Below are 13230 nucleotides of genomic sequence, written 5' to 3' on the forward strand. Positions count from 1 at the left end.
TTTCATTCTTCCGTCGCCTGAACTTTAAGAGTCGCTTTCACTTCCGGATGGAGCTTCACCGGCACCTGCGTCACGCCGAGCGCGCGGATCGGCTCGTCCAGCTCGATCTTCCGCTTGTCGACCTTGATCCCCATCGCCGCCAGCGCTTCTGCAATCTGCTTGCTCGTAATGGCCCCGAACAGCCGTCCCCCTTCCCCGGCTTTCGCCTTGATGACGACCGTCAGCTCCTCCAGCCTGCCGGCGAGCGCCTTCGCCTCTTCCCGCTCCCGCTCCTTGCGCTTCTCTTCGGACTTCTGCTGCACTTCAAGCGTCTTCAGGTTGCCGTCCGATGCGATCTTCACCAATTTTTTAGGGAGCAAGAAATTGCGTACGTATCCTTCCGACAAATCTTTGACTTCGCCTTTTTTCCCCTGACCTTTCACGTCCTGCAGAAAAATCACTTTCATTCGAACAACCCCTCTTCCCTGTCGATTTCGTCAAGCACTTGTCGCAGCTTGGCCGCCGCCTCGGCGACCGTGCCGTCGAGCTGAGCCGCAGCGTTGGTCAGATGCCCGCCGCCGCCCATACGCTCCATCACGACCTGCACATTCATATCGCCGAGCGACCGGGCGCTGATCCCGATCTTCCCGTCGGTCCGCTGTCCGATCACGAACGAAGCGAGAATGCCGGTCATATTCAGCAGCGTATCGGCCGCTTGCGCGATCAGGAGCTGCGAGTATTGGCGGCCCGAATCGATCGCCGCTATGGCGATATGGCCATAGCAGATTTCGGCATGCTTGATAATCTCCGCCTTCTTGACATATTCCTCCAGATCTTCCTTCAGCATGCGCTGGATCATCATCGTATCGGCGCCGTTGCGTCTCAGAAACGACGCCGCTTCGAACGTGCGCGCTCCGGTACGGAGCGAGAAGCTCTTCGTGTCGACCGTAATGCCCGCAAGCAGCGCCGTCGCCTCCCGCACCTCCAGCACGACCCGATCGTGAATATATTGGAGCAGTTCGGTCACCAGTTCGCACGTCGACGACGCGTAAGGCTCCATATAGACCAGCACCGCATTTTGGATAAACTCCTCGCTGCGGCGATGATGGTCCACCACGACGATCCGCTCGGTCTGGGCGAGCAGCTTCGGCTCTTTCACCATCGAAGCTTTATGGGTATCGACCACGACGACGAGCGTTCGGCCGCTTACCATTCCGAGCGCCTGCTCCGGCGTCACGAACCGCTTGGCGAGCCGGTCGTCCTCCCGCAGCATCTCCATCATTTTCTGAATGGCCGGATTGATCCCTTCGAGCACGATATGAGCTTCGCGGCCGAGCAGTCTTGCAGCTTTCAGCACCCCGATCGCCGCGCCGACCGCATCCATGTCGGGCATTTTGTGGCCCATAATGACAACGTTCTCGCTCTCCTTGATCAAATCCCGAAGGGCATGCGCGACGACACGCGCCCGCACGCGCGTCCGCTTCTCCACGGCGTTCGACTTGCCGCCGTAGAACGACTGCCGGGGGCCGACTTTCACCGCCGCCTGATCGCCGCCGCGGCCAAGCGCGATATCCAGACTGGTCTGCGCCCATTGGCCGAGCGCGCATATCGAATCGGCGCCGGAGGCGAATCCGATGCTGAGCGTCATCGGAATTTTCTGCTCGGCCGTCATTTCCCGCACTTCGTCCAGCAGGACGAAGCGCGACTGCTCCAGCTCCCTGAGCGTTTTCTGATCGGTGATGAGCAGGAACCGGTCCGACGCCAGCCGTTTCAAATAAATCTCATAGCGGTTCGACCATTCCGTAATTTCGGCGGTCACTTTCGAGAGCAGCAGGCTGCGCTGCTGATCGTCCATCCCCTGGGTCACTTCCTCAAGATTGTCCATGACCACGATGCCGAGCGCAATTTTTTCATCTTCATACCGTTTTTCCAACTGCCACTTGTCGGTAATATCGGAGACATAGATCAGCCGGTCATTCGGCTTCACGTACAGCTCGTATACGGATGAACCGATTTCCGTCTGAACGGTTTCTTCTTTCTCCTTGATTTGCTGAAGCGAGGGAAAGAGCTCGGCAACCGGCACGCCGATAACGGAATCCCGATCGAGCACCCGCTCCACATAAGCATTATGCCATTCGACAACGTAATCGTCGTCATACAAAATAATACCGAACGGCAGATCGTTTATGATCTGGTTGCCCGCCTTTTTTACCCGATACGACAATTTGCCCAGGTAGGTCTTCAAATCCCGGCGAAACGACCTCTCGGCGAAAAACGTGAATACCGCGAGCGCTACTGTCAGCAGCAGCGCAACGATGCCGAGCGGCCAATAAAACGAGGCCAGTCCCACCGTCATGGCCATCATCAGCACGAATGACAAAACCTGATGCATGCCATGCCAGCGTTTGACAAGAAACTTTGGCATTTCCTTTCGCCCCTGTCAAGATTTCGTGAACGATTTCCGTATCGGAAACGCAACATCCAGCACGCCGATCAAACTAAGCGGCGGAAATAACAGAACCGGTATGGACATAAGCAGCGGCACCGCCCGGCTCCACCTCCGCTGATGGGCTATAAAGAAGAAAAATCCGATCGTCTGAATCGCAAACACAAAACGGAGCAAGGGCACCAGGTTCAGCAGCGCGACGCTGATGAACGAAGTGTCCTGCGGCGATATGAACATTTCCAGCACAATCGCGACCAAATAGTAAAATACGAGCGACCGCGGCACCATCCATTCATGGGCCGGCGGCATGCCCGGCACGTCGATGCCGTAGGCCCGCAATATGCGGCGAGCGATAAAATGCGTCAGGACGGAGTAGAAAAAAGCGATGGAAATAAAAACGAGCGGAAGCGAATGAATCATCACGCGGATCATCGCTTCGGTCATCTCTTCGTTCCACTGCGGAGGCATCATCCCTTGCGCCAGCAGATCGTCTGTCATACTCCGCACCAGATTGCTCATTTCCTGAATCAGCGACAGGTCGAGAATGACCTCGAACAGCACCAATTCGAGCATTAGTTCTCCAAGTATGGTCAAAATAGCCGCCGTCAATACAACCCGGGCAGCGGTTTTTTGCGGTAGAGATGGCCCATGATCACTGCCGGAACAAGAAAGAACAGCCCGACCACCGGCGCAACCGGCCCGGCGATCAGAAAGGCGATGGCCAGGACGACCGCTGCCTGTATAGCGAACGATTTCGTCGGAAGCATCGTATACAGGATAACATACGGCACCATCATCAAGGTAACCGTCAATACGTTCAGCGCAGGCAGCAGCAGCACGGACAGCAACAGCAGCAAAGATCCCGCGCTCCAAAACAGGGATTTCAAACCGAACTTCAAACCGTTCACCTCTTAAGGTCAGGTTGTTCCAAAGGCTATACCGTTCATTATAGCACAAATAGCTATCGCGCCATAAGGCGCGATTAAAGAAGCGGGCAAGACGGCAAAGGCGGACCCTGCGTACGCGGGGACCGCCTCTGTTCGATTAGGGCAGCGATTTCGTTTATTCTTCGCTCCGCGCCGCAATGCCGGTGCGGTCGGGGACGCCGTTCGCAGCTTCGCCCGACAGAATAAGACGCTCGCAATAATCGATAATATCGCTTCTTCGCACGATGCCGATAAACCGGTTCATGTCATCGACAACCGGCACGAAGTTTTGCACTTTGGCGAGCGATATCAAATCTTCCATATTGGCATCGATTCGCACCGGCCGATTCGTCGCCCGGCGCGGCACTTCGGAAAGCTTGACCCGATTCGTCCGTTCGAACGACAGGTCGGCGCGGCTTTTCAGAAACCACAACAAATCGCCTTCGGTCACCGTCCCGACATACAAGCCGTCCTCATTCAAAATCGGAACCGAGGAATACCGGTGATATTCCATCCGTTCCAGCGTCTGGCGCAGCGTTGCGTCCTCGGTGACATATACGACTTCCTGCTTCGGCAATAAGAAAAACGCTATATTTTTCGTCAAATTGCAGCACTCCGTTCCATCCTGGGTTATGGAGGAGCCAACGCTTTATTTCAAGGTGCCGCCGTTTCCGGGGCCGACAGCGTCCGCGAACCGTTATCGTTCTTCGGCCGGTACTTCTCGGGCAGCGGCAGCTGCGCTTTCGTCGTCTTCTCATCCATCCAGCCGTCAATTATCGCCTTCACCTGCTCCAGATCCTCGTCGTCGGCATAGAAATACCAGAGATTCGACTTCCCGCGTCCGCCTTCCCCTTTCAAGGTATGGCTGTAAATCGTGCGCGAATCGGCCTGAAGCAGCGTTTTGGCGAGCGATATGATTTGGTCCGGGGACATGTCCGTGCTGAAATTCTCACCCATAATATCGATAAGTTCGGGAATTTTCGTCCATTGATCCACGCCTGACGCCTTGTCCAGCATGGCGTTGATAAAGATTTGATGGCGCCCCGTTCGGCTCATATCGCCGCCCGCATCTTCGCGATAGCGCACGTAATTCAAAGCGTCGGTTCCGTTGTACAAGTCCTGGCCGCCTTTAATGACAAACTTCTCGTGATCGCGACCCTTGTTCACAATATCTTCCTCGATCGGCAGCGCGATGCCGCCCATGGCGTCGATCGCATCCTTGAAGCCCTTGAAATTGATCGAAGCGTAATAATTTACCGGCGCGTCGAAAAGTTGTTCCACCGTCTCGACCGCCATCTTGGCGCCGCCGAACGCATAGGCATGATTGATTTTATCCTTCTCCTCCCGCCCGGCGATCTCCGTCAACGTGTCGCGCGGAACGGATATCATCAAGATGGCCCCGTCCTTCGGCCGTACGACCGTATAGATGATCGTATCGGAGCGGCCGCTCGATTCTCCCTCCCGCTGGTCTACGCCGAGCAGCAGAAACGAGATCGGCTTCGTATCGGTATAAGCAACCGGCGCCGTTTGTCGGCCTTCTAGCGGCTTGTATGATTGTTCGAGCTTTTTCTCTACCTTTTTCGAGAAGAACAAGTCAAAGCCCAACATGGCGAGAGCGCCGCGATTGAAGTACCCGACAGCGCCAAGCAGTACGATAAAGGCCGTCAGGCCGGACACCCACTTCCATTTGCGGCTTATTCGTTTTTTCACGGTTATTCTCCTATCCCCAATTGGTATTCAACGACTCTCCTCTATTTTAAACGACATAATCCCGCGTTTAGTTACAATAATTTTACAAAAAAAATAGGTCCTGCCCCCAATGAATGGCAGCGAATCATTCTATTATCAGGTCTATTCGCTCCTGACCTGGAATAGACATCCCATATAAAGGACAACGTTAGCCCCGCGAAAGGATGAGCTGTCATGCCCTCTCTTCCTGTTCCGGACCGGTCTTCCACCGGGCTCGATCCGAAGCTGGCCGGTCTGCTTTGTTATTTCGGCATATTCGTAACCGGCATTCTGTTCCTTATTTTGGAGAAGAACAGCCGATTCGTCAAGTTTCATGCGATGCAGTCCATCGTCGTCTCTTCCACTTTTATCGTGATCCAGCTGGTGCTCGGAGCGGTCCCCGTCATCGGCTGGCTGATCGGTCTCGTTATCGTTCCGGCCGCTTTCGTGCTGTGGATCGCGCTTATGCTGCTGACGCTGCAAGGACGGCGGTATAAAGTGCCGGTCCTCGGGGATATCGCCGAGCAGATTGCTTCTCACTATTAAGCGGCGGCGGCGTTCGCATGGCCGCAAAACAAAACGGCAACCGCATGGAATCGGTTGCCGTCTTTATCCGTTCTGCTGTTTTATTCGGTCGTGTAAGGCAGAAGCGCAACTTGACGGGAACGCTTGATTGCGATCGTCAAGAGACGCTGATACTTCGCGCTTGTGCCCGTTACGCGGCGAGGCAAAATTTTGCCGCGCTCGCTGATGAACTTCTTGAGCAGCTCGGTATCTTTATAGTCAATGTGCGTAATTTTGTTGACCGTGAAATAGCACACTTTGCGGCGCTTGTTGCGGCCTTTGCGGAACTTGCGCTCCGGGCGCTCTTCGCCGCCTTCTCTTTGCTTGAAAGCCATGCATATCCGTCCTTTCCTTTAAAATGGCAAATCATCTTCCGAAATGTCGATCGGTCGTCCGTCATCCGAGAACGGGTCGTCGTTCCGCGAAGAACCGCCGCCGGAACGGTTGCCGGAGTAATTCCCGCCGTAACCGCCGCTTCCCCCGAAGCCGCCAGCGCTTCCTCCAGTGCTTCCGTAGCCGCCGCCGTATCCTTCCTCGCGCGCGCCCCCGCCATCGCGGTTCGGCGATTCGAGGAACCGGACATTATCGGCCACGACCTCCGTCACATAAACGCGCTTCCCCTCGTTGTTCTCGTAGTTCCGCACTTGCATGCGGCCCTCGACGGCTGTCAAACGGCCTTTGCGCAAATAGTTGGCGCACGTCTCGGCAAGCTGGCGCCATGTGACGACCGGAATAAAGTCGGCTTCGCGCTCGCCCTGACTGCTGGTGAACGGTCTGTCCACAGCCAGCGTAAACTGGGTAACCGCTACGCCGGACGGCGTATATCGAAGTTCAGGGTCTCTCGTTAATCTGCCGATGAGAATGACGCGGTTCAACATCGCAAACAACCTCCCAACCGTCGCATTTCTTGCGTTTAAGCAACATCCTTAACGATCAGATAACGGATGACTTCGTCCGTAATCTTCATCACGCGGTCCAGTTCGGCAACAACGTCGGTCGGAGCGTTGAATTGCACCAGAACATAGTAACCGTCACGATGCTTATTGATCTCATACGCAAGACGGCGCTTGCCCATCACTTCTTGCTTCGTGACTTCACCGCCGTTGGAGATGATGCCATGGAATTTGTCGACGACACTTTGCAGCACTTCCTGCTCGACGTCGGGACGAACAATGTACATCACTTCATATTTGCGCATCGTATTTCACCTCCTTTTGGACTTAACGGCCCCTCCTGGTTCGAAGGAGCAAGGAGCGAGGCGTCTAACTCGCATACCTTATAACTATACCAAAGCGGCTTTTTCTTGACAAGGGGGCGCCATCGTTCGCGAAACTGATGCATCGCTTCTCTTGCGGCTGCCGTTATCCGTTTCGGACAGACGGGCGTCTTGTATCGGCAGTTCGCATCAGCGGTTCGCAGCGTCGGCCATCGCAATCGAATCGGACTGCAAGCGCTGTCATAAAATCGGTTCGCCGCGAGCCTTTTCAAGATCGCAAAAAAACGCCGCGGCGCCATCTTTTACTTTTGGACAACGCTGCTTTCCGGGGCCTCATCTGTATAATTTAATACGGTCTCTTTGTAGTTTTCCCCCCATTTCTTCATCATATCCAAGATCGGGATAATAGACTTGCCGTGTTCGGTGAGGGAGTATTCGACCTTCGCCGGATATACGGGATACACTTTGCGACGGATCAGCAAGTCTTCCTCCAGTTCCCTGAGCTGGTTGGTCAAAATTTTTGCGTTATGGGCGCAAGCAGCCGCTTTAATTCGCAGAATCGCCTCGTTTCCTGCTGACCCAAATACCAAAGAATCATCGGCTTCCACTTTCCGCCAATAACCGACAACGTCACTTCTTTCCCGCCTAAAACGTTTTTCGGACAACCTCATCTGTCATCCCCTCCATTCTTGGTATCCTTTTGGAAACCAGGTATCGTTATTGTGCGCTATTTCCAAGAGTTCTTATAGGAATTATAATTTTTGCATGTCGGAGCTGTAAAGAGGCAGTCAAGGAGGCGAATGAAAATGCATTCCGATTATGACGTAATCGTGGTGGGGGCAGGTTCATTCGGTATGAGCGCGGGCTATTACGCCGCCCGGGAAGGCGCGCGCGTGCTGCTGATCGATGCGGGCGATCCGCCCCATACGCTCGGCAGCCACCATGGCACAACCCGGATATTCCGCTCCGCCTATACGATGGGCGCTGCTTATGTCCGGCTTGCGCTGCAGGCTAAACGGCTCTGGATCGAGCTCGAGCGGGAATCCGCAAGCTTGCGCGAGGAACATGCCGCCCTTAAAGGACCGTTGTTCGAACGAACGGGGGTTGTCAGTATCGGTCCGATCGGCTCCCGCTTTATCCGCACGAAGCTGGAAAGCTGCGTCTCCTTCGGCATCGGGCATCGCCGTCTGTCCGCGGCCGAAGCGAGAGAACAATGGCCCGGACTGTTTACGCCCGATTCCATGGAGGCTCTCTATGAGCCTGACGCCGGCATCTTGTACAGCGAGCGCATCCTCGGCACTTACCGCGAGTTGGCGCTGCGTCATGGGGCGAGGCTGCTCATCAATACGGAAGTGCTGTCCATCGACGATGGCATGGACGGCTATATCGTCCGGACGCGCAGCGGCGACTATGCTGCCAAGCGGGTATTGGCCAGCACCGGGGCATGGATCGGCAGACTGCTGACGGAGCTGCGATCCGTTTCGCCCGTTCGCAAGGCGGTCGGCTGGTTCGAGGCGCCGCGGTCCTTGTACGGCGTCGGACAATTGCCGGCGTTCATTATTAACAACGGCGGGGATGAGGAGTATTTCGGATTTCCCGATCTGGATGGAGAAGGTCTGAAGATCGGGCGCCACGACGGAGGTCGGGCGGCCGTATACGGCGAACCGCTCCCCGCATTCGGCACATACGCCGAGGACGAATCGGAGCTCCGCTACGCCCTCGATCGGTTCCTGCCCGGAGCAGGCGCATTGCGCAGCGGGCAAGTCTGCTTGTACGAGCAATCGCCCGGTGAACGTTTTCGCATTGGCGAGGCTGCGGGAAGGCCCGGCCTGTGGTATGCGGGAGGCGGTTCGGGGCATGGCTTCAAGTTTGCCAGCGCGATCGGCCAAGCGTTGGGCACTGCTCTCGCATTCGGCGAAACAAGCCCGGAGCTGGATTGGCAAGTTTTTGCGGAAAGCGGCTAAGCTCGCTGCGCTTTGTTGAAGTACTTATTTTATGAATCAGGAGTGTGTGGAATGATGAATCTAAGCTTGAACTTACCGCGTGTCTGGAGCAAAAAACGGCTCACCACGCTGCTTGCAGGAGCAGCCTTGCTATTGACGACGGCGCTGACGGGCTGCGGCGGCGCCGACAAAGAAACGCAGTCCCCCGGAACGGCCAACTCTTCGACGCCCGCCTCGTCAAGCGCATCCGAAACAGCAAAAGATTATCCGAAAGTAGTGCGCATCGGCTATCAAAAAGGCAATACGCTGAACATTCTCAAGGCGCACGGCAATCTCGACGAACGTCTTAAAGAACTCGGCATTTCCGTGGAATGGAACGTATTCCCGAGCGGCGGAACCGTGCTCGAGGCTCTGACGGCAGGCCAAATCGACTACGGCAACGCGGCGGACGGATCGGGTGTATTCGCTCAGGCGGGCGGAAAGGAATTCGTGTATGTAGGCAACGATCTGCCGAATCCCGAAGGCATGGGCATCATGGTTCACAGCGATTCCCCGATCAAAACGATCGCCGATCTGAAGGGCAAGAAGGTCGCTGTCGTCAAGGGCGGCAATCACCATTATCTGACCGTCCTGGCGCTGGAAAGAGCCGGACTCCAAGCGGATGACGTCGAGTACGTCTTCGTTAAGGATGCCTCCGAGGGACGCGCTGTGTTCGAGACGAAGCAAGTCGACGCCCTGGGCTCCTGGGACCCGTTCTTCGCGACCGTACAAATCGATCTGAAGCCGGTTACGCTGACAGACGGCGCCGATTATTCGCCGAATCGCACCTTCTACTACTCAACCAAGGAATTCACGAGCAAGTATCCGGATCTTGTGAAAATCATCTTGGAGGAAACCGATGTCGCCGACAAATGGGCAAACGCCAACAAGCCCGAAGTTGTGAAGCTGCTGACGGAAGAGCTCGGCATCGACGAGCAATCGATCCGCACGGCCGTCGAACGGCGCACCTACGGCGTCGAAGCGATCACGCCGGAAATTATCGCGCCCCAGCAGCAGCTGGCCGATACGTACTATCGCATCGGACTCATTCCGGAAAAGGTCGACGTCAGCGAGCTGATGCCGGTGGACGCGCCCTGGAAGCCGGAATTAGGGAAATAACGGATCTTTATTGTGCCCGTCCGAGCGCTCTACCGCCGCTTAAGCTGCGCGAAACTTGAGCATTCGGATGTGAAAACAAAAGCAACAATGGAGAGAGGTGTCCCTATGAAACCGAAATCGCGGCAAAATCGACCGGAGCGCCGGCATTGGGCGGCAGACGTTCTGCTGCCCTGGCTCGTTCCGTTGCTGATCGTCGCCGCATGGCAGATCGCATCATCGCTCGAGTTTGTGTCCGCCAAGCTGTTTCCAACACCGCTCATGATTGTCGAGGCCGGCTGGAAGCTGTTGTCCTCGGGACAATTGGCGCACCATATGGGCATCAGCCTGCAAAGAGCGTTGATCGGCCTGCTGATCGGCGGCGGCATCGGTTTTCTGTTCGGCATTGCCAATGCAATCTTCAAAACATCGTATCGGCTGTTCGATACGACCATTCAGATGATTCGGAATATCCCTCATCTGGCGCTGGTGCCGCTCGTCATTATATGGATCGGCATCGGCGAGACGTCCAAAGTATTCCTCGTTGCGGTCGGCGTGCTGTTCCCGATCTATGTCAACACGTACCACGGCATCCGCAACGTCAGCGGCGACTATGTCGAGATGGGCAGTGTATACGGTTTGAAGCCGCGAGAGATCTTTTTCCACATCCTGTTGCCGGGCGCGCTTCCTTCGATCTTTGTCGGATTGCGTTATGCGCTCGGCGTCATGTGGCTGACCCTGATTGTGGCCGAGACGATCGCAACGAACGAAGGCATCGGTTACCTGGCCATGAATGCCCGGGAATTCATGCAGGCCGACGTGATCATCCTGAGCATCATTCTATATGCATTGTTCGGCAAGCTGGCGGATATAGCCGCCAAGCTGCTCGAACGGCGGCTGCTGCGCTGGCATACCGCTTATCAATCCTGACCGGGGGGCAACCCCGGACGCTATGTTTGCATAACTTGAGAAAAAGGTGTTGGATCGCATGATGAAAGTTCCCACAGTATCTTCGGAGGCTGGCACGCTATGAGCGGGCTGGATCGTATGTTCATTCGCACGCCGGAACAGGAAGCGCGTTTCTCGCTGATCGGCGAATTGGCCGACTCATTCGCCGAAGGGGCCCATGCGGCCGATATCGACAACGGCTTCGCATACGCTCATATCGACGCCTTGCGCAAGGCGGGGTATCACACCTATACGGTGCCGGCCGAATGGGGCGGATTGGACATCTCCTTGTATGAGTTCGTTCTGCTGCAGGAACGTCTGGCCCAAGGCGATGCCTCGATCGCCCTTGCCATGGGCTGGCATCTGGGGGTTTTGTTCGATCTGAACGAGAAACGCCCTTGGAAACAAGACGTCTTCGCCGATCTGTGCCGGGAAGTCATCAAGCGCGGCGCGCTGGTGAACCGCGCCGCGACCGAGGCCGCTTCGGGCAGTCCCGCCCGCGGCGGAAAGCCGCGTACGACAGCGGAGCGGCTGCCGGGAGGAGGCTACCGGTTGAACGGCCGCAAGACGTTTACGACGTTGTCGCCGGTGCTGGACTACTTCATCGTGACCGCCGTCCTGGACAATGGGGAGGCGGAATTTCTGGTGCCGCGCGAAACCGCCGGGCTGTCGATCGATCCGACTTGGCAGATGGTCGGCATGCGGGGCACTGCCAGTCACGATCTCGTACTGGACGGCGCAATCGTCCCGCAGGAAGCGCTGGTGTACTCGGCCGAGAAGGCGTATCACCAAGCCCCTAACCCGTACTTGCTGCACATCCCCGCATGCTATCTGGGGATCGCGCTCGCCGCGCGCAAGGAAGCGCTGAAATTCGCCCGATCGTATCAGCCGAACTCCCTGCCGCATCCGATTTTGTACGCTCCGAATGTCGGACAGCAATTGGGCCAGATCGATCTGGAGCTGTCGGCCGCCCGGCATTATTTATATGCGGTTGCCGCACGGTGGGATGAGCTTCGCGGACGTCCCGAAGCGGCTTCGCTCGTATCGGAGCTGGCTGCGGTCAAAGTGTTCGCGATTCGGACGGCGCTGTCCGTCGTCGACAAAGCGATGAGAATCGTCGGCGCCCATAGTCTGGCGCTATCCAATCCGCTTCAACGTCATTACCGGGACGTCCGGTTCGGCTTGCACAACCCTCCGATGGAGGATATGGTCATCGCCCAGTTAGGCAAGCGGGCCGTTCAAGAAGCGGAACAGGCGGATTGACGGGAGGCCGCTGCGTTCATCATTACCGTTGCAGGAGGACAGACCACGTTCTGTCCTCCTAGTATCCCCTTTAATCGCTCTCCCGCTTGCCCTCCGTTCTTAGCGGGCTCATTCGCGCCATCCCATACCGAGAAACACATTCTTTCCCAATAAAAGTGACGGATACCACTTCGGTCATCAAACCGCGCTCGATCCCCTACGCTTGCCGCTAAAATTTTTCGTTTCATTTTTCGGAAATTCATCGTTAGTGTTAAGAAAATCTATACGTTTTATAAAGTAAGGGCAGCTTTCACAAAACCAATTGAAGGTTGTGCTGCTGACGGACTATTTTAACCACTACGTTTACCAAAAATAAAAAAGGATTGATGGCATCTTGAGAAAAACTCTTGGAACCTGGTTGTTTTCTGTTATATTCGTTGCATTCATTAGCAGTGGCTGCTCTTCTAACGATAAACCATCAGAAGAGCAGCCTGCTCTCGGAAAATTGGACCAATTGTTAACGAATATTCAACAGGATGGTAACTACGTATTTGATGGGCTGCCCTGGCTAACTGCCAAAGAGGACGTAATGGAAGAAAGGAAATTGAGTCAAGCTTCCTCAAATGGGGATTCAATAACGGTAGAAGGTAAGTTCCCCTTGGACGATTCGGTGAAACAACTGGTTGTTTACAGATTCCAAGACGATCAACTTGTATCCGGTGAATACCTCTTTTCCATGACGGACAAAAATCATTTTGCTGCACTTTGCAATGAGCTAAAGGAACTTGTGTCCAAATCGTTGGAAAAGCCAATTTCAAATGACTTAAATGTATTGGATGATGCAGAAACTTCGGCAGAGCAAGGAAAAGTTGTGATGTGGGAAGGGAAAGATCGAAGTAATCTGCGGATAAGCTTATTAACGACTACTAATAATGGAAAATCGGAATACTTGTTGCAGATTCAGACCACTTCTCCGCTTCCTGAACGAAAAGACCTTAACTCTTGATGTTGGAGTGTGAGGGGCTGTCCCGAAGTCATCGACCATGACGAGGGCCAGCTCCTTTTTATTTTCCAAAATCTTATAAAACACTCTACCAACCTGAC

The 13230-nt window shown here is 55.3% G+C and carries 15 protein-coding genes and 1 pseudogene; 6 read left to right on the forward strand and 10 right to left on the reverse strand.

Annotated features, from left to right (window positions below; genetic code table 11):
* Nucleotides 1-2: 2 nt before the first annotated feature.
* The 6 genes from rplI to PACILC2_RS11300 all read right to left on the reverse strand — a co-directional run bounded on the left by rplI (nt 3) and on the right by PACILC2_RS11300 (nt 5061).
* Nucleotides 3-446, reverse strand: a complete 444-nt coding sequence (gene rplI / locus PACILC2_RS11280) for a 50S ribosomal protein L9 (RefSeq protein WP_213528917.1) — start codon at nt 444-446, stop codon at nt 3-5.
* Entirely contained in the window at nt 443-2404 is a 1962-nt protein-coding gene (locus tag PACILC2_RS11285; RefSeq protein WP_062489803.1) for a DHH family phosphoesterase, read from the reverse strand. The genes rplI and PACILC2_RS11285 overlap by 4 nt, the downstream gene beginning before the upstream one ends.
* A 15-nt stretch (nt 2405-2419) precedes the next feature.
* Complete coding sequence (locus PACILC2_RS26820) at nt 2420-2998, reverse strand: DUF2232 domain-containing protein (protein WP_244863445.1); 579 nt, start codon at nt 2996-2998, stop codon at nt 2420-2422.
* Nucleotides 2999-3030: 32 nt separating this feature from the next.
* On the reverse strand, nt 3031-3282 hold the full coding sequence (locus tag PACILC2_RS26825) for a hypothetical protein (RefSeq protein WP_244863446.1): 252 nt from the start codon (nt 3280-3282) through the stop codon (nt 3031-3033).
* A 205-nt stretch (nt 3283-3487) separates the two neighbouring features.
* The gene (locus tag PACILC2_RS11295; RefSeq protein ID WP_244863447.1) at nt 3488-3955 is read right to left on the reverse strand and encodes a CBS domain-containing protein; all 468 of its coding nucleotides are present in this window, start codon (nt 3953-3955) and stop codon (nt 3488-3490) included.
* Nucleotides 3956-4005: 50 nt separating this feature from the next.
* Entirely contained in the window at nt 4006-5061 is a 1056-nt protein-coding gene (locus tag PACILC2_RS11300; protein ID WP_213528918.1) for an LCP family protein, read from the reverse strand.
* 213 nt (nt 5062-5274) lie between these two features.
* On the opposite strand from PACILC2_RS11300, the gene PACILC2_RS11305 reads away from it, so the two are divergent.
* The gene (locus PACILC2_RS11305; RefSeq protein ID WP_213528919.1) at nt 5275-5625 is read left to right on the forward strand and encodes a DUF4870 domain-containing protein; all 351 of its coding nucleotides are present in this window, start codon (nt 5275-5277) and stop codon (nt 5623-5625) included.
* An 80-nt stretch (nt 5626-5705) separates the two neighbouring features.
* Here the strand turns inward: PACILC2_RS11305 and rpsR are convergent, their stop codons facing one another.
* The 4 genes and pseudogenes from rpsR to PACILC2_RS11325 form a co-directional block, all read right to left on the reverse strand.
* Nucleotides 5706-5978 (reverse strand): 30S ribosomal protein S18, encoded by a 273-nt coding sequence (gene rpsR, locus PACILC2_RS11310; RefSeq protein WP_062489793.1) that lies wholly within the window; start codon nt 5976-5978, stop codon nt 5706-5708.
* 18 nt (nt 5979-5996) lie between these two features.
* Nucleotides 5997-6521 (reverse strand): single-stranded DNA-binding protein, encoded by a 525-nt coding sequence (gene ssb, locus PACILC2_RS11315; RefSeq protein ID WP_062489791.1) that lies wholly within the window; start codon nt 6519-6521, stop codon nt 5997-5999.
* 35 nt (nt 6522-6556) lie between these two features.
* Nucleotides 6557-6841 carry a 30S ribosomal protein S6 gene (gene rpsF, locus PACILC2_RS11320; protein ID WP_062489789.1) on the reverse strand — a complete coding sequence of 95 codons (285 nt, stop codon included), beginning with the start codon at nt 6839-6841 and terminating at the stop codon, nt 6557-6559.
* Nucleotides 6842-7161: 320 nt separating this feature from the next.
* A pseudogene (locus PACILC2_RS11325) lies at nt 7162-7493 on the reverse strand (winged helix-turn-helix transcriptional regulator).
* A gap of 172 nt (nt 7494-7665) precedes the next feature.
* On the opposite strand from PACILC2_RS11325, the gene solA reads away from it, so the two are divergent.
* The 5 genes from solA (at nt 7666) to PACILC2_RS11350 (ending at nt 13132) form a co-directional block, all read left to right on the forward strand.
* Nucleotides 7666-8823, forward strand: coding sequence for an N-methyl-L-tryptophan oxidase (solA, locus tag PACILC2_RS11330; protein ID WP_280515307.1), 1158 nt, complete (start codon nt 7666-7668; stop codon nt 8821-8823).
* 51 nt (nt 8824-8874) lie between these two features.
* A complete protein-coding gene (locus PACILC2_RS11335; RefSeq protein ID WP_244863448.1) occupies nt 8875-9960 on the forward strand; it encodes a sulfonate ABC transporter substrate-binding protein in 1086 nt (361 codons plus the stop codon).
* A gap of 105 nt (nt 9961-10065) precedes the next feature.
* Complete coding sequence (locus PACILC2_RS11340) at nt 10066-10866, forward strand: ABC transporter permease subunit (protein ID WP_062489782.1); 801 nt, start codon at nt 10066-10068, stop codon at nt 10864-10866.
* 99 nt (nt 10867-10965) lie between these two features.
* Complete coding sequence (locus PACILC2_RS11345) at nt 10966-12147, forward strand: acyl-CoA dehydrogenase family protein (RefSeq protein WP_213528921.1); 1182 nt, start codon at nt 10966-10968, stop codon at nt 12145-12147.
* 373 nt (nt 12148-12520) lie between these two features.
* Entirely contained in the window at nt 12521-13132 is a 612-nt protein-coding gene (locus tag PACILC2_RS11350) for a hypothetical protein (protein WP_213528922.1), read from the forward strand.
* The last annotated feature ends 98 nt before the right edge of the window (nt 13133-13230 follow it).

Origin of the sequence: Paenibacillus cisolokensis (assembly GCF_018403665.1) — a bacterium.
GTDB classification, from domain to species: Bacteria; Bacillota; Bacilli; order Paenibacillales; family Paenibacillaceae; genus Paenibacillus_AH; species Paenibacillus_AH cisolokensis.

Excerpts from the sequence above, each read along its gene's own strand:
- PACILC2_RS11285 (WP_062489803.1), bottom strand. The coding sequence starts at position 2,404 with ATGCCAAAGTTTCTTGTCAAACGCTGGCATGGCATGCATCAGGTTTTG.
- PACILC2_RS26820 (WP_244863445.1), bottom strand. The coding sequence starts at position 2,998 with ATGCTCGAATTGGTGCTGTTCGAGGTCATTCTCGACCTGTCGCTGATT.
- solA (WP_280515307.1), top strand. The coding sequence starts at position 7,666 with ATGCATTCCGATTATGACGTAATCGTGGTGGGGGCAGGTTCATTCGGT.
- PACILC2_RS11305 (WP_213528919.1), top strand. The coding sequence starts at position 5,275 with ATGCCCTCTCTTCCTGTTCCGGACCGGTCTTCCACCGGGCTCGATCCG.
- PACILC2_RS11345 (WP_213528921.1), top strand. The coding sequence starts at position 10,966 with ATGAGCGGGCTGGATCGTATGTTCATTCGCACGCCGGAACAGGAAGCG.
- rpsR (WP_062489793.1), bottom strand. The coding sequence starts at position 5,978 with ATGGCTTTCAAGCAAAGAGAAGGCGGCGAAGAGCGCCCGGAGCGCAAG.
- PACILC2_RS11335 (WP_244863448.1), top strand. The coding sequence starts at position 8,875 with ATGATGAATCTAAGCTTGAACTTACCGCGTGTCTGGAGCAAAAAACGG.
- rpsF (WP_062489789.1), bottom strand. The coding sequence starts at position 6,841 with ATGCGCAAATATGAAGTGATGTACATTGTTCGTCCCGACGTCGAGCAG.
- rplI (WP_213528917.1), bottom strand. The coding sequence starts at position 446 with ATGAAAGTGATTTTTCTGCAGGACGTGAAAGGTCAGGGGAAAAAAGGC.
- PACILC2_RS11340 (WP_062489782.1), top strand. The coding sequence starts at position 10,066 with ATGAAACCGAAATCGCGGCAAAATCGACCGGAGCGCCGGCATTGGGCG.
- ssb (WP_062489791.1), bottom strand. The coding sequence starts at position 6,521 with ATGTTGAACCGCGTCATTCTCATCGGCAGATTAACGAGAGACCCTGAA.